This window comes from Aquimarina callyspongiae (assembly GCF_034322225.1).
Classification (GTDB): domain Bacteria; phylum Bacteroidota; class Bacteroidia; order Flavobacteriales; family Flavobacteriaceae; genus Aquimarina.
The window spans coordinates 467,107-489,269 of sequence record NZ_JAXLPA010000002.1 but is presented as its reverse complement, the minus strand read 5'-3'; the positions used below and the strand labels follow the sequence as shown (position 1 = coordinate 489,269).

16 protein-coding genes and 1 other RNA gene are annotated in these 22,163 nt (G+C 32.0%); 6 read left to right on the top strand and 11 right to left on the bottom strand.

The genetic code is table 11. The annotated features are described in order from the left end of the window. Position 1: 1 nt before the first annotated feature. Entirely contained in the window at positions 2 to 2,926 is a 2,925-nt protein-coding gene (locus tag U0D62_RS09220) for an FAD-binding and (Fe-S)-binding domain-containing protein (protein ID WP_322286979.1), read from the bottom strand. Further along, entirely contained in the window at positions 2,919 to 3,401 is a 483-nt protein-coding gene (locus tag U0D62_RS09215) for an Lrp/AsnC family transcriptional regulator (RefSeq protein ID WP_322286978.1), read from the bottom strand. Before U0D62_RS09215 ends, U0D62_RS09220 begins: the two co-directional genes overlap by 8 nt. A 159-nt stretch (positions 3,402 to 3,560) precedes the next feature. On the opposite strand from U0D62_RS09215, the gene U0D62_RS09210 reads away from it, so the two are divergent. After that, a complete protein-coding gene (locus U0D62_RS09210) occupies positions 3,561 to 4,373 on the top strand; it encodes a DUF1338 domain-containing protein (RefSeq protein WP_322286977.1) in 813 nt (270 codons plus the stop codon). Between the two features lie 138 nt (positions 4,374 to 4,511). Then, positions 4,512 to 5,000, top strand: a complete 489-nt coding sequence (locus U0D62_RS09205; RefSeq protein WP_322286976.1) for a hypothetical protein — start codon at positions 4,512 to 4,514, stop codon at positions 4,998 to 5,000. 53 nt (positions 5,001 to 5,053) lie between these two features. Here the strand turns inward: U0D62_RS09205 and bshA are convergent, their stop codons facing one another. Together bshA and rnpB are read right to left on the bottom strand one after the other, a co-directional pair. Next, positions 5,054 to 6,181: an N-acetyl-alpha-D-glucosaminyl L-malate synthase BshA gene (bshA, locus tag U0D62_RS09200; RefSeq protein ID WP_322286975.1), complete on the bottom strand. Its 1,128-nt coding sequence runs from the start codon at positions 6,179 to 6,181 to the stop codon at positions 5,054 to 5,056. Between the two features lie 210 nt (positions 6,182 to 6,391). Further along, an RNA gene (gene rnpB / locus U0D62_RS09195) (RNase P RNA component class A) lies at positions 6,392 to 6,700 on the bottom strand. A gap of 128 nt (positions 6,701 to 6,828) precedes the next feature. Here rnpB and U0D62_RS09190 point away from each other — a divergent pair. Both U0D62_RS09190 and U0D62_RS09185 read left to right on the top strand, forming a co-directional pair. After that, positions 6,829 to 8,640, top strand: coding sequence for a DNA polymerase III subunit gamma/tau (locus tag U0D62_RS09190; protein ID WP_322286974.1), 1,812 nt, complete (start codon positions 6,829 to 6,831; stop codon positions 8,638 to 8,640). A gap of 322 nt (positions 8,641 to 8,962) precedes the next feature. Next, positions 8,963 to 9,544, top strand: a complete 582-nt coding sequence (locus tag U0D62_RS09185; RefSeq protein ID WP_322286973.1) for a MiaE family protein — start codon at positions 8,963 to 8,965, stop codon at positions 9,542 to 9,544. A gap of 82 nt (positions 9,545 to 9,626) precedes the next feature. Here U0D62_RS09185 and U0D62_RS09180 read toward each other — a convergent pair whose 3' ends face one another. The 3 genes from U0D62_RS09180 to U0D62_RS09170 form a co-directional block, all read right to left on the bottom strand. Beyond that, positions 9,627 to 10,355, bottom strand: coding sequence for a DUF6733 family protein (locus U0D62_RS09180; RefSeq protein WP_322286972.1), 729 nt, complete (start codon positions 10,353 to 10,355; stop codon positions 9,627 to 9,629). A 39-nt stretch (positions 10,356 to 10,394) separates the two neighbouring features. Continuing rightward, on the bottom strand, positions 10,395 to 11,183 hold the full coding sequence (locus U0D62_RS09175; protein ID WP_322286971.1) for an enoyl-CoA hydratase-related protein: 789 nt from the start codon (positions 11,181 to 11,183) through the stop codon (positions 10,395 to 10,397). 122 nt (positions 11,184 to 11,305) lie between these two features. Beyond that, positions 11,306 to 14,347, bottom strand: coding sequence for an amino acid adenylation domain-containing protein (locus tag U0D62_RS09170; protein WP_322286970.1), 3,042 nt, complete (start codon positions 14,345 to 14,347; stop codon positions 11,306 to 11,308). 351 nt (positions 14,348 to 14,698) lie between these two features. On the opposite strand from U0D62_RS09170, the gene U0D62_RS09165 reads away from it, so the two are divergent. After that, on the top strand, positions 14,699 to 15,343 hold the full coding sequence (locus tag U0D62_RS09165) for a Crp/Fnr family transcriptional regulator (protein ID WP_322286969.1): 645 nt from the start codon (positions 14,699 to 14,701) through the stop codon (positions 15,341 to 15,343). Between the two features lie 76 nt (positions 15,344 to 15,419). Here the strand turns inward: U0D62_RS09165 and U0D62_RS09160 are convergent, their stop codons facing one another. The 4 genes from U0D62_RS09160 to U0D62_RS09145 all read right to left on the bottom strand — a co-directional run bounded on the left by U0D62_RS09160 (position 15,420) and on the right by U0D62_RS09145 (position 19,580). Then, on the bottom strand, positions 15,420 to 15,968 hold the full coding sequence (locus U0D62_RS09160) for a porin family protein (RefSeq protein WP_322286968.1): 549 nt from the start codon (positions 15,966 to 15,968) through the stop codon (positions 15,420 to 15,422). 116 nt (positions 15,969 to 16,084) lie between these two features. Beyond that, positions 16,085 to 16,984, bottom strand: a complete 900-nt coding sequence (locus U0D62_RS09155) for a Ppx/GppA phosphatase family protein (protein WP_322286967.1) — start codon at positions 16,982 to 16,984, stop codon at positions 16,085 to 16,087. A gap of 5 nt (positions 16,985 to 16,989) precedes the next feature. Further along, complete coding sequence (gene ppk1 / locus U0D62_RS09150; protein ID WP_322286966.1) at positions 16,990 to 19,095, bottom strand: polyphosphate kinase 1; 2,106 nt, start codon at positions 19,093 to 19,095, stop codon at positions 16,990 to 16,992. Further along, on the bottom strand, positions 19,095 to 19,580 hold the full coding sequence (locus U0D62_RS09145) for a SixA phosphatase family protein (RefSeq protein ID WP_322286965.1): 486 nt from the start codon (positions 19,578 to 19,580) through the stop codon (positions 19,095 to 19,097). The genes ppk1 and U0D62_RS09145 overlap by 1 nt, the downstream gene beginning before the upstream one ends. Positions 19,581 to 19,973: 393 nt before the next feature. Here U0D62_RS09145 and U0D62_RS09140 point away from each other — a divergent pair, with 393 nt between their 5' ends. After that, complete coding sequence (locus U0D62_RS09140) at positions 19,974 to 22,163, top strand: OmpA family protein (RefSeq protein ID WP_322286964.1); 2,190 nt, start codon at positions 19,974 to 19,976, stop codon at positions 22,161 to 22,163.

Below are 22,163 nucleotides of genomic sequence, written 5' to 3'. Positions count from 1 at the left end.
TTTAACCTATTAAACTACTTCGTAAAATACTAATGGGATGCAACGCATTGCGTTGCGTTCCATCTTTTATTTGATGTCTACAACTTGTTCCTACTGCGGCAATCACAACATCTAAGGCCGCTTTCCTTACTGAAGGAAACAAAGTTTGTTCTCCTATTTTCATACTGATCTCATAATGCTCTTTCTCATATCCAAATGATCCTGCCATACCACAACATCCTGATGGAATAATAGTTACTTTAAAATTCTCAGGTAAATTAAGATATACAAACGTTGTTTGAATATTAGATAATGCTTTTTGATGGCAATGTCCATGCAGTTTTATAGTCTTTTCTTCTTTTGTAAATTGATCAGAACTAATGTTTCCTCTTTCTATTTCAGATTTTAAAAACTCATCAACCATAAAAACATTAGATGCCAATACTGTTGCTATATCACGATCATCAGCCAATCGTAAATACTCATCTCTAAATGTTAGAATGGCAGAAGGTTCTAATCCAATTAGTGGAGTTTCCGTAGTAATCAAATCCTTAAAAACCTTAATGTTATGGTTAGCTAAGCCCTTTGCCTGTTTTAATAAGCCTTTAGAAATAAAAGTTCGACCACTTTCTTTATGACCTACTATTTTTACTTCATAATTTAAAGCTACTAACAATTCAATCGCATCTATTCCTATTTGAGTATCAAGATGATTAGTAAACTCATCTACAAAGAAATAGATAGTTTTTATTGGATTTTCTGGTTGTAGGTTCTTAAGATTATTTTTATACCACTTTCTCAAGGATAAATCACTTAACTCTGGAAGGTTACGTTTTTTAGCAACTCCTAACGAAGATTTTAATATTCCTGAAGTAACTTTATTTCTAAAAAAGAAATTAGCTAACCCTGGCGCTATACTTCCTAATGAGTTTAATCGATTATTATATGCAAAGAGCTTGGTTCTTAAAGAAATGCCATTTTCTTTTTGATATTGATATTCAAATTCTGCCTTTAAAGTAGCAACATCTACATTTGAAGGACATTCACTTGAGCATCCTTTACAACTTAGACAAAGATCAAAAACTTCTTTTAACTCTTTAGTATTAAACCTATTTGGTTTTTCTTCATTTGTCAAAAATTCACGCAAAGCATTTGCTCTACCTCTGGTAGTATCTTTTTCATTTTTAGTAGCCCTATAGCTTGGACACATGGTTCCTCCAGCTTCTACAGATTTACGACAATCACCACTACCATTACATTTTTCTGCCGCTCTTAAAATTCCCATAGAGTCACTAAAATCCAGTAGTGTATCTATTTTTGGTTCTTCTCTATCAATAACATATCGTAATTTCTGATCCATAGGAAAAGCATCTACGATTTTACCTGGATTAAAAATACAATGAGGATCAAAAGTTTGTTTGACCCGTTCCAAAATCTTATAATTCTCTTCCCCAATCATATACGGAATATACCCTGCTCTAACAATACCATCGCCATGTTCACCACTCATTGATCCCTGGTATTTCTTAACCAAAACAGCTACATCATCTGTAATTTTCTTAAAAAGTTGTACATCTTCATTTTTTTTAAGGTCAAGAATGGGTCTTAGATGTATTTCTCCAGCTCCAGCATGAGCATAGTATACAGCATCCTGATCATAGGATTTCATAATTTCTGTAAACTCTTTAATATAATTTGCTAAATCTGGAATAGCAACTGCAGTATCTTCTATACAAGCAACCGCTTTTTTATCTCCTACAATATTTCCTAGAAGTCCTAATCCAGCTTTACGTAGTTCTAAAGCCTGATCGATTTCTTTTCCTTTTAATACAGGATTAGCATAACTTAATTTTGAGTTTTCTAATGTTTGTAACAACGTTTTTTCCTGATCTTCAAGGTTTTCAAGATTATCACTTCGTAGTTCTAACATCAAAATAGCCTCTGGATCATCTACAATAAAGAAACGATTTTTAAACTGTTCTATATTATTTTTCGTGCAATCCAAAATAGTTTTATCCATCATTTCACAAGTAAACAATGTATGTTCCATTATTGGTGCAACAGCATTCATACAATCATCTATTGTTCTAAAATGTGCTGCGATCATCAAAGACTCTTGAGGCGGTAAATCATCTAATTGCAGTGTGATTTCTGTAGTAAAAGCTAAGGTCCCCTCACTACCAGATAATAAAGAGCACATATTAAAAGGTGTAGATGTATCTGTAAACACATCTGAGTGTATCAATTCATCAATTGCGTATCCAGTATTTCTCCTGTGGATTTCTGGTTTTGGAAAGTTTGCTATTATATTTTCCTGAACTTTTTTGGGAGAAAGTTCAGTATATATATTTTGGTAAATCTTACCTTCTAATGTATCAAGATTCTTCTTAGAATCAAATTCATCTGATGTGATTTCAGAAAAAACAGCTTCACTTCCATCAGATAACACAGTACTCATTTTAAGAATTTTATCTCTGGTAACACCATATTGAATCGAAGTAGTACCACTACTATTATTACCAACCATACCTCCAATCATACAGCGATTAGAAGTAGAAGTATTAGGGCCAAAAAATAACCCATAAGGTTCTAAAAAACGATTAAGATCATCTCGTATAACACCTGGTTGTACGGTTACTGTTTTTTTATCTTTATTTATTGAGAGTATTTGGGTAAAATACTTAGAAACATCTACTATAATTCCATCTCCAACACATTGTCCGGCAAGAGATGTTCCTGCAGTTCTAGGAATCAATCCAATAGCATGTTTTGATGCAAAAACAATTAATGTTTTAAGGTCATTAATAGATTTTGGAAATACTACGGCCAAAGGAATTCTGCGATATACAGAAGCATCGGTAGCATACAACGACTTAGTAAGCGAGTCAAACTGTAGTTCTCCTTCTAATTGACCTTTAAGCAAAGTCAATATATCTCTTTTATTCATAAGAATTATTCTTAGCTAAAAAATCTAAAGAAACTTGTCTTCTAAAATTAGTGTCAAAACAAATAAAGCTGTCTGTTCCAGCTACTCCATCAATCTGATGAACCTGCTCATATAAGATTTTTCGTAAATGATGATTGTCAAAAGCGTAAATAAGAATAAAAATAGCATAATGCCCTGAAACATAATTACATTCTTGAATTTCAGGAATTTTTTTTAATCCTTCAACAACAGGTTCTGCATATCTCGCTTCTCTAAGCTTAATACCAACATAGGATTTTGTCTTAAACCCTATTTGTTTTTCATCTACAACAAATTCTGCTTTATTTATTACTCCTAATTTCTTCAACTTTTTAATTCTCTGATGAACTAAAGAGTTAGAAATTTTAAGATCCTCAGCAATTTGCGAAAATGGTTTTCTGGCATCTTCACGAATCTGTAATAATATCTGCTGGTCTACATAATCAAAATGATGCATAACTACTAAAAATTAAAAGGTCGGATATCAAAATGATTAACACAATTCTGAATTAAATCAATTTGACACAAAAATAAAATATATCTAATTAATAACCATTATTTGAAACATAATTATAATCAAATTTAATAATTTTGCTTTAAATAAAACACAATAAATATGGAATCTACGTTTTTTTTTGAACAACTCTGGAAACAATACACTATAAAGACCCCATCTGCAGAGAAGGTAAAATCATTATTTGAAGCTGAAGGAAATTTAGTTTTTAATGATCATATTGCCATCAGAACTTTTGATGACCCGCGCGTAGATATTGATACTTTATCAAGAGTATTTATAAAAATGGGATATGAACCTAAAGGTGAATACAATTTTGAAGCCAAGAAATTGTTTGCCAGGCATCTTGAACATCCATATAACCCAGATGCTCCAAAGATATTTATTAGTCAATTACTAACAAATCAGTTTTCATCAAACTTACAAGAAACGGTTCAAAACGTTTTAAACAGTGTTGACCCTGAAATATTCGAAGACGAAAACCTAATATTAAAAGGTAGAATTTGGAATACACCTTCTTTTGAGGTATATCAAAATTTACTTCAGGAATCAGAGTATGCAGCCTGGATGTATGTTAATGGTTTTTGTTCTAATCACTTTACAGTAGATGTAAATAAATTAGAAACTTTTAGCAATCTACAAGAAGTAAATATATTTCTTAAAGAAAATGGATTTAAGATGAACATCTCTGGCGGAGAGATAAAAGGTACACCTTCTCAATTACTGGAACAATCTAGTATTCTAGCAGACGTAGTTGAAGTAAATTTTGAAGAAGGAAGTAAAGAAATTACTTCGTGCTACTATGAATTTGCTTACCGCTACCCTCAAGATAACGGAATGTTATTTACCGGGTTTATTGCAAATTCTGCTGACAAAATTTTTGAAAGCACCGATATGAAACTTCAACTACATTAAACAGTGATAATTACTAAGAAAAACGATCATTTGGGTAAGTTTAATAATTAGGAATTAACAAAAATTTAAGGATTATACTTACCTATTACGGCATTTGTGACGTTATATTCGATACTAAATATTTAAAATCTATTTACTATGACTAAACGTATCTTAATTATTGTAGCTTTCGTATTCGGAACAATTAGTACTATTCAATCGCAAGAAGTTTCTAAAAATGCTCTAGGTGTTAGATTTGGAGATAATGATGGTTTTGGAGCAGAAGTTTCTTATCAAAGAGGACTTAATAGTGGTGATCGATTAGAATTTGATCTCGGATGGAGAGATTTTGATGCCGGTAACGCTATAAAAGTAACAGGGTTATACCAATGGATTTTTAATCTTGATAAAGGCTTTAATTGGTATGTAGGTGCAGGTGGAGGTGTTGGAACTATTGATTTTGATAGTAATTTTCCTGGTGGTGATGACAGCGACAGCTTTTTCTTCCTTGCCGGCGATATAGGAATCGAATATAATTTTGATATTCCTTTACTAATATCTCTAGATTTACGACCTGAAATTGGCTTTGGAGATTATAACGATGATCTAGATTTTGATATAGGACTTGGGATCCGTTATCAGTTTTAAATAACAAGTTTTTAAAGTGTTTATAACAGAACACTTTATCATTAAAATTGTTCTTAAGTTAAGGCTAATGCATTCTCGTATAGGTCTATATACTTAGGAACAATTTTATTTATATCAAATTGCATCGCTTGCTCAAAAGCACCTTGTTTAAATTTATTTAATACTCTATCATCTTTTAAAATACGTATTGCATTTTCAGACATTTCCTGCACATCTCCTACATCACTTAAATATCCTGAAACTCCGTGAATATTTACTTCAGGAATACCTCCTGTATTACTTGAAATAACCGGTACCTTATTTACCATTGCTTCTAATGCTGCCAAACCAAAACTTTCTCGTTCTGATGGTAAGAGAAATAAATCTGTAAAGCATAAGATTTTATCAATCTCATTACTATTCCCCAAAAAGATCACCTTTTCTTTTAAACCTAATTCTTTACATTTTTTCTCAGCCTCTAAACGCTCAGGACCATCACCTACCATTAATAGTTTTGCCGGAATCTCTTTCTGTACAAGGTAAAAAATATCAACAACGTCGCTAATTCTTTTTACTGGTCTAAAATTACTGATATGTGTTAAAATACGCTCATGAGGTTCTGCCATCAATTCTCTTTGACAATCTGTAAAACTAGTCTTTAACAAACTAGCATCTATAAAATTAGGAACAACCTCAATTTCTTTTTTGATATCAAATAATCGTAATGTATCTTCTTTAAGGCTTTGAGATACTGAAGTAACAATATCACTATTGTTAATACTAAAAGTAACAGCGGTTTTATAAAAAGGATGATTACCAACCAGTGTTATATCAGTACCATGTAACGTTGTTACCATTGGTATATGTATCCCTTCTTCTTCCAACATTTTTTTAGCCATATATCCTGCATATGCATGCGGAATAGCATAATGTACGTGCAATAGATCTATATCATATTTTTTAATAGAATCTACTAATTTACTTGATAAAGCTAATTCATAAGGTTGGTAATGAAACAGCGGATACTCAGGCACTGTAACTTCATGAAAATTGATATTAGGATTAAGTAAATTTAATCGTACTGGTTGCTTATAGGTAATAAAATGAACCTTATGATTTAATTTGGCCAGCGCTATTCCTAACTCGGTAGCCACTACTCCACTTCCTCCAAAAGTAGGATAACATACAATAGCAATATTCATGAAAATATAATTTCTTTGGGTGACAAGGTACAAGAAAATTAGCATTGCTTGCTGTTAAAGGAGTTTTAAAAAACGCAGCTGATTCTTAACAAAACCGCTCCTTTAAAACTTATCTTTCTAATTCAAAACAGCTTAGCTACTAAAAAAATGTAGAGAATTCTTTTTACAAACTAATAGTATCTTACCTTATGATATGATAAATTATAAAAATTAAAAAGCAGATCATAAGCCGGATTCTGTAATCTATCAAATAGATCCTTATCATTTATCTAGTCTTGATATTACTATCAAGATCAAACCGCCTACCCTCCAACATTGGGCGCGCAACCCTCAGACGCTGGTTTACATGACGTTGCACCGCATAGAGTTTACCTGATTTCACTACAGCATTACCTGTACATACTTTCTGTTGCACTTGTCCTCATCTCACGACGGACGGGCGTTACCCGCTATACTGCGCTACGGTGTCCGGACTTTCCTCCAGTTGTATAAACAAATGGCGATAAGGTGATCTGCTTGGCGCAAAAGTATCATAATTATAATTTTTTATTTCTTAATTCAGGATTATTTTTTCTTCTGTTAATAACTAAAAATAAAAACCAAAACTTGAGATTCTATATTTCAGAGCAATTTTTAACTTTGTAGCCATGGAACATTTCATTGTATCAGCACGTAAATACAGACCGCAAACTTTTAAAGATGTTGTGGGGCAACAAGCTATTACTAATACGCTGCTTAATGCAATTGAAAACAATCATCTTGCCCAAGCTTTATTATTTACCGGGCCTCGTGGAGTAGGAAAAACATCTTGTGCTCGTATATTGGCAAAAACCATTAATCAGGATGGTAACGAAAATCCTGATGAAGATTTTGCATTTAATATTTTTGAGCTAGATGCCGCTTCTAATAATTCGGTTGACGATATCAGAAGTTTGATCGATCAGGTACGTATCCCTCCTCAAGTTGGTAATTACAAAGTATATATAATAGATGAGGTTCATATGTTATCACAAGCAGCTTTTAATGCTTTTTTAAAAACTTTAGAAGAACCACCAAAGCATGCTATTTTTATTCTTGCAACTACCGAGAAACATAAAATCATTCCTACTATTTTATCTCGTTGTCAGATTTTTGACTTTAAAAGAATCACGGTGACTGATGCAAAAAATCACTTGATAGAAGTAGCAAGAAATGAAGGAATAACTGCGGATGAAGATGCTTTACAAATCATTGCTCAAAAAGCAGATGGTGCTATGCGTGATGCTTTATCTATTTTTGATCGTGTTGTAAGTTTTAGCGGTACAAATCTTACCCGACAAGCGGTTACAGAAAATCTTAATGTATTAGATTATGAGACCTATTTTAAAACAACAGATCTAATACTTCAAAATGACATTCCTCAATTGCTTCTTGAGTTTAATCAAATTTTAGCTCAGGGATTTGATGGGCACCATTTCATTGCAGGTTTAGCATCTCATTTTAGAGATTTACTCGTATGTAAAAATCAAGCTACAATAAATCTTCTTGAGGTAGGGCAACAAACAAAAGCAAAGTATTTAGAACAATCACAAAAATCATCTCATGATTTTCTTATTAAAGGCATAGAGTTGGCTAATGATTGTGATCTCAAATACAAAACCAGTCGTAACCAAAGACTGCTCGTTGAATTATGTCTTATGCAACTTGCCTCTATCCTTCATCAGGATGGAGAAAAAAAAAATGATCAACCCTACATAATACCTCCTTCTTATTTTAAAGAAAAAGGTATTAATCCTGTTAAGATATCTCCTGAGGTTAAGGAAAAAGCTCAAGAGAAAATAATAAGTAACAAACAAGGGGCATCTGCAGATGGCGATCAAAACACATCTGAATCTTCTAACATTTCTTCAACTCAAAAAACCGAGGAAAAAACTCAAGAAAAAGAAGCTTCTTTCTCTCAAAATGAGACTCCAAATGAAGTTGCAATATCCGCTCAAAAAAAACCACTTACTGTAAAACGAGAGCGCACATCTGGTTTATCACTTAGTAGTATTAAAAGAAAAAAAGCTCACGAAGAAAAAAAGGTTGATAATGTAGTAGATCCTAAAAATCTTCCTATGGAAGAGTTTACAGAATCTGAAATGCAAGCCGCTTGGGTTGAATATGGTAAAATGCAGGATAAAAAAGGAGAGAGAATTCTTGGATCTATGTTTGCCATGAATATCCCTGTAATGGAAAATGGTAAAATACATCTCGAGTTACCCAATCAATCCATGAAAGCTGACCTTGAAAGTGCTCTCTCTGGGTTATTTCAGTTCATGTATAAGAAACTAAGTAATTACAGTGTAGAGCTTGAAATAAAGGTTAATGAGGAAGCTTCAAAAAAATATGCATTTACTCCACAGGATAAATATGAAAAACTTCGAGAGAAAAATCCTTTAATTGACAAATTAAGATCTTCTTTTGATTTGGATATTTAATTCCTATTACTTTTTCCTCTTATCAGAAGGTCTTTTGAAATAATTTCTTGTCTTAATCTTATTGTATAAAACAACCAAAACAACGAATAAACCCAAAATTAGTATTCCTCCTCTACCAGTTAAGTAATCAAATATTCCTCCTATCATCAATTTATTTTTTTGAATTAGTTGTATCGAATAAAAAAAGCTTACAACATGATTCAATTGGTTTTTGTTTACGTTAAGATGGTAAACAAAAAGCTAATAAAACGATTACCCTATAACCAAGTTTATAATATCTTTGCAATATCAATTGCTAAAAGGAATTGTAAAAACAGAATATATGCTAGGCTTAAAATTACCGACAGATCCAAGATGGGTCAATATCGTTGAAAAAAACATAAAAGAAATTCTTATTGATCATGCTTTTTGCGAACAAAAAGCTGCTTCTACTGCTATCTCATTAATTGTAAGTTTTCCAGAGTATACAGAACTGGTTCAAGAGATGATCAAACTTGTAAAAGAAGAAATGAGTCATTTTAAAATGGTTCATGATAAAATCGTAGAGCGAGGTTGGACATTGGGTAGAGACAGAAAGGATGAATACGTAAATAAATTAATAAAGTTCTTTCCTAAAGGAGGTAGTAGAGAAACTCATCTCGTACATCGTCTTCTCTATGCTGCTCTTATCGAAGCAAGAAGTTGTGAACGTTTCAAACTTCTTTCAGAAGAATTAGAAGATCAGGAATTATCCAAGTTTTATAGAGATCTTATGGTTAGTGAAGCTAATCATTATACGATGTTTCTCAATTTTGCTCGTAAATATGGTGACCGTGAAGAAGTTGATAAAAAATGGCAAGATTTATTAACTTTTGAAGCTAAAATCATGAAAGATCTTGGAACAAAAGAAACCATTCATGGATAGTTAGAAATTATATTTCTAAATTTAAAAACAAAAACAAGGCTATCCAATGGATGGCCTTGTTTTTGTTTTTAAATGATTTCTTTTATAACGGAATAAATGCAGAAACTTTATAAAACTCATCAGACGCTCCTACATCTGTTACGAGATTTGCTCCAGCAGAAAAACGAAAAGCGATTCCGTTATCCATTTTTAATTTAATAGAACCTCCTAAAAAACGATATACCTGTATGTTTTTATTTATATCGTCATCCTCAAGTCCCATAAAAGCTAATTCTTCAAAAAAACCTCCTAAAACAAGACGGTCACTAACATTAATACCGGGTGCTGCCCAGAAAAGAAAAAGATCTCTTGTAGAAATATCTTCTCTGTTTCTTAGGGATTTGTAGTATGCTATATACGCTTCTACATCAAAAATATTATCATGATAATGAGTATAGGTATTTGGTATTACAGCTTCACCAACTTTTGTTCCTCCAACTGTTGAAAAGAATTTACCATGAGCAAATCCAACTCCAGGATTTAAAAATAGTTTTCCTCCTGCTAATTTAAATCCAAGCCCTATTCCAGTTTCTAATAATTGATCACTACCCGATTCTAGAGTACCAAAAGAAGTATTGGTCCAGAATACGCTGTAAAATGTGATGTCAAAATTTTTATTGGTTTCAAAACTACCAAAAAAAACGGGTGAAAAACCGGCTACACTGTTCTGAATAATCTTTGTAGCAAACTTCGTTTTTTTCTTTTCTTCTTCTTCCTGACTATAGGAGTTTATAGTACATATAGCCATTATTAATATGAGTACTTTTTTCATAATTGTGTGTTTAAATTTTAGATTTATTGGTTTTAGTATTTAAATATTTAGTATTTGTTCTCGACCTTCGGTATTGAAATTAGGGTCTCGTTTTTGGATAAAAGCATTCATCCCTTCTCTTTGATCTGCAGTATTAAATAATGCGTGAAATGCTCGTCGTTCAAATAAAACTCCTTCTTTTATTCCTAATTCCAGAGCCATATTTACCGTTTCTCTTGCAGCCATAACAGCAGTTTTACCATATGAAGCTATAATCCTTGCTATTTCTTCGGTTTTTTTCGCCATCTCATTAGCTGTAAAAACGCGAGCTACTAAACCAGCGTTTTGAGCTTCCTGAGCATTCATAATACGTCCAGTAAGTATTAAATCCATAGCCTTGGATTTTCCTATCATTTTGGTAAGACGTTGGGTTCCTCCTATTCCTGGGATTACTCCCAGTTTGATTTCAGGTTGCCCAAATTTTGCCGTTTCAGAAGCATAAATGATATCACACATCATAGCCAATTCACAACCACCACCCAATGCATACCCTGACACCGCTGCAACTTTTGGGGTACGAATAGCCGTAAAAGCTTCCCATCCAGAAAAATAATCCTCGTGATACATATCCATATAGGATTTTCCTTCCATTTCTTTTATATCAGCTCCTGCAGCAAAAGCTTTTTCCGATCCAGTAATTAGAAAACATCCTACATTAGGGTCTCTATCAAGTTTAGTAAGTGTCGAGATCATTTCCTGCATTAATTCGCTATTAAGCGCATTTAATGATTTAGGGCGATCCAGTGTGATTTTCACAACCCTTTCTTTTTGTTCTATTTTAATATTCATATGTATATTTTTTATACAATACCTTTGATAAGTAATCCATTAATAAAGGATTATTATCTGTGTAGTATTGAATGATTATTTTTTAAGATTTACTATGTAAGGCTTAATTTGAAGAGGTTATTTTAGGAATCCCAAATCGCTCCATAGGCCGGTATTCCTCTACTTTCCATACCATACACGACTTTCCAGGTTAGTTTTTTATTAGAGATACAGATTACGGCTTCTGCATCAAAATCTTTATAAGCTTTATAGGCTAGTTTAACCATATCTGGCTTTCCATGAGCATCTGTATCCCATATGATAGCATTAGGTTGTACTTGAAGGATTTCTTCAACGAGTTCATCTCCATAAGTCTTTCTTGGGTTTCTGGTTGCCCAGATCAAACGTGATGCTACTTCCATTGATAGAAGGTGTGGTAAACAGGGTCCAATACCACTACCTGTAGCAACCCAAATAACTTTTTTGAAAAGTTTATCTATATTTCCTACACCTGCGGTGGTTATTCCTTTCACCCAAACATGCTTGGGCATATCATCAATAAGCGCACCTGTCCAATCACCTGCACGTGAGATTGTTAATCTAAAGCCATCTCTTCCTGGTTCGGGCACATTAGCAAAAGAATGCCACTCCATTAAAGGATCTCTGCTAATCGCAGTAGATGATCCGGCAAATGGTGTTTCTCCATAATTAAACCTTGCTAACACCACATGATTAGAAGGCCTAGTCAGGTTTACTTTTACTTTTTTTAATCGCAACCAAGGCATAATAATACTGGTTGTAATTAATACTAACATCCAAAAACTAAACGAATTAAATAATGCTTCTGTAAAACTAGATGATGGATTTTGAGCTTTTAGAATTAGTATCATTTGAACCCAGAACAATAGTAATGCAGACCAACCTCCAAAACGATGGGTTTTCTCAAAATTGTTATGGTATTTGGCTCTTAATTTTGGTAAAGCCATAATAATCATATATATCAATATACCTGTGAGAAAAGATGTTACCCATAATATAGAGATGTTAGCTAAAGCGCTTTCAGGCTGATTAAAGAAATTATAATATAACGATCCCATAAAAATCATAAACCATAGGGTGCCGCTAACATTACCTCCTATATGGATTCCTCCAAAATGATATACTTTCCCGGCTTTTCTTCTTATCGAAAGAGGCCAACTTGTCGGAATACTTGTTGCAACCCAAAAGAGAAAGTTTACGATATATTGTTGCCTTATCAATATCCCTATAGTAAAGTTTATTAACGAAATTTTTGCTATAAGATCGAACCTAATGTTTCCTTCTGCCCACCAGTTTCCAGTAGTTGTCCCATAAATCATTAAGATGCTATTCACTATTAGAAATAAGACAAATAGACGATAATAATGCATGAGTTTTTCTCCTTTCCAAATTCTGCTAAAGTATTTTTTTTGTTTAGGTAATTGTACTTTATCCAAATCTGGAATATCCGTAGGATTATTTGCTGATTGTTCAGATTCTTGGTCGATCAAATCTTTAATTTGAGGACATTCTTCTTTTGATTCCATATCCCTTTCTGATAATAAACTCAATAACTTCTTTTTATCAATTTTACCTCTACTTGTCATCGGTAGTTCTGGCAGAGAAATTACAACTCCAGGAACGCAATAGTATGGCAAAACATTTGCTACTTCTTTTTTTACTTCTTCTTCTTCTAAAGTATCAGGACTTGTAAATACAGCTAATGTATTATTATCCACTTTTAGTGTCACCGCACGTTTACATTCCTTCATTTTTTCTATTACAGAAGATACCGAGTCGAGTTCTACCCTAAATCCACATATTTTTACCTGATCATCTGTTCTTCCTAAATGTTCTAATTCTCCATCCATGGTCCATCTTCCTAAATCTCTGGTTCTAAACATTTTATTTCCTTTACCTAAAAAGGGATCATCAGCATATCTTTCTTTATTTAATACCTCATTATTAATGTAACCTTTGGATACACAATAACCTCCTGCCCACATCTCTCCTGGTTCTCCTATCTTACAAGGCTTTAAATTTTCATCTAGAATATATACTGTATTGTTTGGCATTGGTTTTCCTATGGAGAGTACATCATCGGTAGGAAAAAATCGTTGAGCGGTATTTATAATTGTAACCTCGGTTGGTCCACAAGAATTATAAAAAGCACAAAACTCAGACCATTTTTCTGCCAAAATTCTTGGACAAGGTTCTCCAGCAACAGCGGCAACTTTAATATTTTCACATTGCTTAACGTCTAAAGAACTAAGTATTGTAGGGGTAGAAATAACAATATCCACTTCACTAACCGTTTCCTGGATATTTTTGCCTCTAATAAATAATGACGCTCCATTAGCAAGGGCTCCCAAAATTTCCCAAACAGACATATCAAAAGCAATACTTAAAATTTGTCCCACTTTAAGTCCTGGTCGCATTCCTAAATTACCAGGGGCTGTTAAAAGCATATTGCATAAATTACCATGAGTCACCTGAACCCCATTAGGCATTCCGGTAGTTCCTGAAGTAAAAATGATATAACAAACATTATGTTGATTAACTTCTCTTTTTGGTAGTTTAGGGATTTTACGTACCGTTTTGGTTTGTTCTATAAAATCATCAACATTTAGCGTTTCAAGATTAGGGGTTTCTGGCACTAACTCCTTATATTTAGATTCGGTTAGTACAATTTTTATTTCTGCTTCTTTAATAACATATTTGAGTTGGTTTTCTGGCGCTAGACCTATGTGCTGTGGTACATAAGCTGCCCCAGCTTTAAGGATTCCAAGAATACCAACTAACATAGGAATAGAACGCTGGATAAAAAGACCAACATTATCGCCTTCTTTGACTCCCTTTTTAATAAGTTCTAATGCTAAAAGGTTTGCTTTATCATTTAGATCCTTATAAGTAATAGATGTATCCAGGTGATAAGCAGCTATACCATTGGGGTTAGCTTTTACCTGATCTTCGAAGGCAAAATGAATGCATCTATATGGTATTCTTGTAATAGGTCCTTGACCAAATCTCTGAAAAAGATATTGCTCAGACAACGAAAGGTTTTTAATCGCTTTTTTAGAAAAAGTATCGCCCTGGATAATGGTTGAGAATCCAGAGCCTTCGGGAACTCCTGCTTCAGAGGTTCCCGGATAAACCGTAGCTTCCATAAATAACAATGATTTTAATTGAAACTATGCAATGGAAATTCTAGAAATAACTTACAGAATAACAGGTAACTACTAAAAGGTTTTAAGTGTTTAGGTTTCATGAGTTGTGTGATTATTAGATTTTATGATTCTATGCTAGCTAGCGTTAAAACCAAAAGTAGACCTGCATAAAAATTATTCGTATAAAAAATCTAACATCAAATCATATATATTTTAATTATGATAATCTCAGTATTACACAAAAAACACAGAAAGATTATGTGTTAATCACAATAAAACACATAATTATTCGTAACAATTTTACATATTTAACAAACCATTAACCTAACAAATTATTAAAAAACTCACCAAATGAAAACTACATTGCTGAATCTGCTTATAAAACAAGATAAGTACGTTAGTACTTTCTATAAGCAAAATGAAATCATCTTAGAAAACAGAAGCTTTTTTGAAAAAATCTATTTTATAATAGAGGGTAGCGTTAAAATCACTCATATTACTGACACAGGTGAAGAGATCATACCTATGATACTAACCAAAGGACAAATCTTTGGAGCTGATATAATTTACGGAAATTTTTATGCCTCTTTCACCTATAAAGCTATGAATGAGCGCACTATACTATATGAATTTGATATAAGAGATGTAAAAAAAGCCATTGGTAAAGATATTGGTTTGTATAAAGATCTTCTATTATTACTAAAGGAAGAGTATACTGAATTAGAGAAGAGAATTAAAGTTCTAAGTATTCGATCAGCCGAGCAAAGGTTTATTGAGACTCTTATGGAGTTTTGGGAAAAGTTTGAATCATCTAGCTCAGATACAGAAAATGTTCTCATAGACTCTCCTTTTAACCAAAATGAGCTATCAGATTATATTAGAACTTCTAGAGTTACAACCAATTGTATTATTAATAAATTTAGAAATAAATCTTTATTAAGGTATAGAAATAAAAGGATTGTTATAAAAAAAGGAGCTTTTGACTTTTTTGAGTAACTAATTATTAAAAACATAATAGCCGTTGAAAAATTTAAATTTTTCAACGGCTATTTTTATATTTTATCTCTGTAGGTTATAATCTATATCCAACAGAAATTTGAATATTTCTGCTATTACCATCAATACTTGTAGGCAATCCTTCATCATCAAACACATTTGAGAGTCCTAAGGCATAACGAGCATCTACAAAGAAATTATCCGTTATATTAACTCCTATTCCACCCACTACTGCAAAATCAAAAGTATTATAGTTTTCATTATTTTCATACTCCCAAATTTTAATTCCAGCTTGGGGACCAAGTTGAACATTAAATATATCAGTGAAGTTATATTTTAAAACTACTGGTAACTGAAGATAGTTAACTCTTAGATTATCATCTTTATTACCTTGAGAAGAATATTGAAGCTCTGGTTGAATACCTAGTTTTTCTGTAAGTGCAAACTCTGCCAAAAAACCGACAACTACTCCTATCCTATTATCTTCAAGATCTTCTGGAATATCATCAGAGCTAATAGAACTAATATTTATTCCAGCTCTGATACCATATCTAGCTTCTTGAGCCTGAGTGTTTATTAATCCTGCAATTAAACATATTATAGCAAATAGTAATGCTTTTTTCATAGTACAATTATTTGGTTATAAGGACAATTTAGTATAAAAAAATGATTTTTTAATATTATTTTATTTCAAATAAGGGAAAATTCCCTCATTAATTTAATTAAAAAAATGATTCAAACCTACAAACCATTTAGTTTATCGTTATATAGTGATTTTATAATTCCATCAGACAATCCAATTTTTGGCACAAATATTTTACGCGCTCCGCTCCATTTCATAGCAGAAAGATAAATACGAGTAGCTGGTATAATAACATCGGCTCTATCCTGATTTAGGTTAAGTTGCCATATTCTTTGCTCATAACTCAAAGAGTTGAGTAATTCATAATAAGAACTGAGATATAAAAATGATAATGGTTTTCCTACACTCTTTCCGCTATTCTTAAAAATGTTATTAATATTTCCACCTGAACCGATTAGTGAAATCCGATTATAACCTTTAATATTATCTTTAATCCATTCTTCAACCTCTTTCCATATTACATCGGTCACCAAATTATTAAGTATCCTTACTGTTCCTAGTTTAAATGATTTTGAAACAATAGTTTCTCCATTATGGTATAATGTAAACTCTGTACTACCTCCTCCAACATCTACATATAAATAGGTGGCATCAGAATTAATAAGTTCATGAAGATCTGTCATAGCAATAATTGCTGCTTCATCACGACCATCAATTATATCTATTTGTATTCCTGTTTTTTCTTTTATTAAGGCAACTACATCTTTTCCGTTTTCTGCTTCACGCATAGCAGAAGTGGCACAAGCTTTATATCTAACTACTTTATGGGTTTTCATTAATAATTGATACGCTTGCATGGCATCAATCATTCTAGTTATATTTTCTTCGGATACTTTTCTATGCTTAAAAACATCTGCTCCTAAACGAATAGGTACCCTAACTAAACTAGTTTTCTTAAACCTTGTAGTTTTTCCTTCTTCTTCATGGATGCTACTGATTAATAATCTAACTGCGTTGGATCCAATATCAATAGCTCCGTATTTTTCTATAGTTAACAAAATATCTAATTTCCTAATTTACTTAAATAATAATCATAGGTTGCAACCTGAGATCTTACTTTATTTTTATCATTTCTAACGTACTCGTTGTTTTGATCTTTTGAAAGCTTTCTCGCTTTAATATTATCATTCCAGCAAATTTCAAAAGTATCCATTAGCTCTTGTTTTATGTCTTCATCATAAATTGGACAAGAGATTTCTACTCTTCTATCAAGGTTTCTTGTCATCCAATCAGCCGAGGAAATATAAACTTTTGGGTTTCCTGCGTTTTTAAAAATGTACAATCTCGGGTGTTCCAAAAACTTATCTATTACACTGATAGCCTCAATATTTTCACTCATTCCTGGTATTCCCGGGACTAAACAACATATTCCTCTAATAATAAGATAAATTTGTATTCCTGCTCTACTAGCTTCATACAATTTATCTATCATATCATAATCACTTAAACTATTCAATTTAAGTTTTATTCCTGCTGGTTTGCCTTCTTTTGCATTTTTTATCTCATTATCTATCAATTTAACCAAAGATGATCTGGTATAATGTGGTGAAACCAACAAGTGTTTATATCGATTGATTTTATAGTTTATTTCAAAAAACTTAAAAACCTTATTGGTTTCTTTTAAGATAGATTCATTTGTGGTAAATAAAGTATAATCGGTGTATATTTTTGCTGTAGATTCATTAAAGTTACCTGTACTTATGAAGCCATACCTTTTTAGTTTCCCTTTTTCTTCACGTTCAATCACACAAGCTTTACAATGAACTTTTAAACCTGTTACTCCAAAAATTAGATTTATACCTTCGCGTTGCATCTGCTCTGCATAACTAATATTAGCAGCTTCATCAAATCTTGCCTGAAGTTCTATTTGTACAGTTACTTTTTTACCATTTTTAGCAGCGTTAATAAGAGAACTGGCTATATGAGATATATTAGCCAATCTATAGATAGTAATCTTAATACTCTTAACCTTAGGATCAATAGCAGATTCTCTAAGAAATTTTACGGTATACGAAAAAGTATGGTAAGGAGTATATTGTAAATAATCCTTCTTAGCAATTTTATCCAGCAAACTTCCTTGAAGACTCAACCCAGGTATTTCTAATGGTTGAATCGATTGGTAGATCAAATCATTTATACCTAAATCTGGAAAATTCATATAATCTCTTCGATTATGATACCTACCACCAGGTATAATACTATCGGTATTATCAACTCCCATTTTTTCCATTAGAAAATCCAGAGTGTCTTTATCAATCTCTTTATCATAAACAAATCTTACCGGTTCTCCATCTCTACGTGATTTTACGCTACTAGAAATCTTTTGTATAAAACTCTTACTCAAATCATTATCAAAATCTAATTGAGCATCTCGAGTAATCTTAATCATATGAGCAGAGGCACTAACATAATCAAAAATACTAAAGTTAATATGCATACAGTACCTTATAAGATCATCCAGGATAATTATATATTTCTTCCCATCTTTTTCTGGAAGTACAACAAATCGATCTGTGTTTTTAGGAATCTCAATCAGTGCATATATCTTTTCTTTGGTGGTTTGTTGGAGAATTTTTGAAATTCTACCCTCTTTAGGTATTTTATCTTTTAAAACCAATTTAACTGCCAGATAAGCAACACTATCTTTAAGATGTGGTAACTTATCCAGGTCATTTAGAATATAAGTCACTAGTCCAGGACTCACTTTGGCAATAAAATATTTACGAATAAAATCATCCTGATCAGGTGTCACTTCATTTTCATCGATCATAAAAATATTGTGACTTCCAAGCTTATCCTTTATCGTATCAATAGTTTTTAAACTCTGAGTCTGTTGTTTAATAACTATCTTGGTTATCTTATCTAATAACTCACTAGCTGTAGTGCCTTTTAGAACATTTTTACCATCTCTTCCTGCCAGATCAATCCTCTTTATTGTAGCATATCGTACTTTAAAAAATTCGTCAAGATTATTTGAAAATATTCCTATAAACCTCAATCTTTCTAATAAAGGAACCGTATCATCAGCTGCTTCCTGGAGTACTCTAGCATTAAATTGCAACCAACTCAATTCTCTATTAATATATTGATTATTAATGTTTTCTGACATTATTTTAAAGATTTAGGGAATAATTTTAATAAGGTTTTTCCTACATTTATGTTTTTCCAGTGATTTACATCAAATTCGATACCTACCACACCTGTAGTAGGTACATTATCAATAATTTCGCTCCCATAAAGATTTGCTATTGAAGTAAATGCATGATTATGTCCAAAAATCAATAATGTACTTATACTATCATCACAATTTTTAATCACTTCGGTTACTTGTTGACCGCTAAAATCATAAAGATCTGGTTCTAAACTAAATACATCATCAGAAACGTCAAGATATGGTAAAATAATCTTTGCTGTCATATGCGCTCTTTCTGCCGGACTACACAAGATTTTATCTATAGGTTTGATTAGTGTTTTCAGGGCATTCCCTATTAAATCAGCATCTTTGAGACCTCTACTATTAAGTGGTCTTTTATCGTCAGTTACGTCAAATTCCCAAGAGGATTTTGCATGTCTTATTAAATACAAAGTTTTCATGACCTGGATAATATTATTGTGGATATGAAGTTATATGATACAAGTTTAAGAATTAGCATTTACAATTCTTAATAATAGATTATAAAAATTGATTTTTAACTGGAGACATAAAGAACTAATAAGTACAAAATGTATTCATTTTCTAGATGTAACCAAAACGTGTTATTTTTAAAAATACAGCTAAATCAATGAAAATGAAGGTGATATAAGTATGGTTTTAATCGGAAAAATTGATGTTTACATCGAAAACTTTCTTTTTTTCTCATAAAATCAATTGTTAAAATTTAAATTTACATACGGTTTTCCCCTATAATCAGAATGTTCACCCCAACATTGTAAACACAAATTTATCATAATTTAAGTTATATGATAGGGTAGTAAAGAATAGTTAAAGTGGAAAAAGTTATTAAAAAAAGAAATGTTGCCAGATTTCAGAATATAAGCCTACTTATCTTCATATGCATTTTTTGTTCTTCAATAACATATGGTCAAGTAGAAGTTCCTCTTGAAAAGAGGTCTGAATTTACGCTTAAAGGCGACTTCAAGTTTGTATCTAATACTATATTAGGAAAAGTCAGTAATGATGATGGGACCGGTGTGTTTAATCCTAATGAAAGCTATAATGATGGAGGTTTAAACAACCAATTTAGAATGGGATTCATCGATATTGATGATGATCCTTCAACATTTAATTCAAGTAGCGCTGACCTTATTACTGAATCAGATTGTAACGCAATCAAACATGTAGGTTTGTATTGGACTGCTTCATACGCAGATGAAAATAGAGAACACGATATTACTTCAATTAAAATTAAGTACCCTGGAGATTCTTCCTATTCTACTATAAGCAATGGACAAGTTATACATGATTATTATAACGACCCTGATGCATTATTCAAACAATACTCTTGTTATAAGGATATTACAGAAGAAGTTTTAAATCTTAAAAACCCTAATGGAACATACACTGTTGCCAATATACCAGCTACTACTTCTGAAGTTAATGATGATAAAGTTTTAGGTAATGGATTAGCAGGTGGATGGACAATGATCGTAGTATATCAGGATGATGCTAAGCCAAGAAAACGTTTTTATATATATGATGGTTTCGTAAATATAGACTCTAAGGCAAAACCGGTAAAATTCTCTTTCGATAATTTTCAAACCATTCCTAAAGGTGCTGTAAATGGAAAAATTGGTGTAATCTCATATGAAGGTGATAAGGGGATTCGAGGAGATCGTTTCCAGGTATTATCTAATCTGTCTAATTCTTATAAAAGTATTACAGACAGCACTAACCCAATGAATAATTTCTTTAATGCCAATATTACTGAGAATGGTAGAAATATAACTACAAGAGTTCCTGCAAGTCAAAATACTTTGGGATATGATGCCGATTTATTTAAGATTAAGAATGTTCGTAATAGCATTATTGGTAACAATCAAAGTAAAGCCGGTTTTAGATTATTAACCGATAATGATGGGTATTCTGTGATGGCCGTAGCATTTAGTATCGAAATATACGAGCCAGCTATTCATATGATAAAACGATCGTTATATGCAGATCATAGCTACGTACATCCTAATGATGTTGTTTCTAATGATCAGGAAATAACATATAGTCTTAAAATATACAATGATGGAAATGATGATGCAAAGAATACTATAATTAAGGATCAACTTCCTGAAAATGTAGTTTTCTTAAAAGAGTCCATTGATCTACCATCTAGAAAAATCAAAGTACAATATGATAAGGATTCAAGAATAGTAAACTTTGTTATACCTAATAAAATGGTAAAAACAGATAGTGAACCTTTTGAAATCAGATATAATGTAAGAGTAAATACTGATTGTGATTCTGTTGATGAAAATGGAGAAGTATTGATCGTTGATCGACCTGTAACAGCAGAGTTTAACGGTTCTTTAAACGAAACTAAAAAATATTCTGAAGGATATAATCATATCAACAAATGTAATCTTCCAGATTATTATCGTATCAAATTAGCTGTTGATATGAGTGGATTTAACTGTCCTAACTATATTAGTATTGCTGCTACTCCAAAAAAAGATTTGGATAAAAATAGAAAAGAAATTAGTGATTCTAATAGAACTAATAATACAGAAAGTGCAGGTCTTGACGAGGCAGATATCGTTAAAGTTGATCCTCCACTTCCTCCAGCCAATGGGTTATTGACAAATAATAATATAAACAGAACATTAAGAGATCTTATTGATCTTAATGAGATTTACTTTGAATTTGACAAATGGGATATTACTTATAGAGCAGAAATTGAGCTCAATAAGATTGTTGAATTAATGTCTCAAGATTATCCAAAAATGGTCATTAAAATAGAAACCCATTCTGATAGTCGAGGAAATCACGATTATAACCTAAGTTTATCTCAAAAAAGAGCTGAATCTATTTATCAATACCTAATTAGTAAGGATATATCTAAAAACAGGATTCTTTCATATGTTGGTTTTGGCGAAACAAAACCAGTAAATGATTGTTTAGATGGTCAGGATTGTTCTGAAGATGAATATAGAAAAAACAGAAGATCTAGTTTTGTTATAATGGACTAG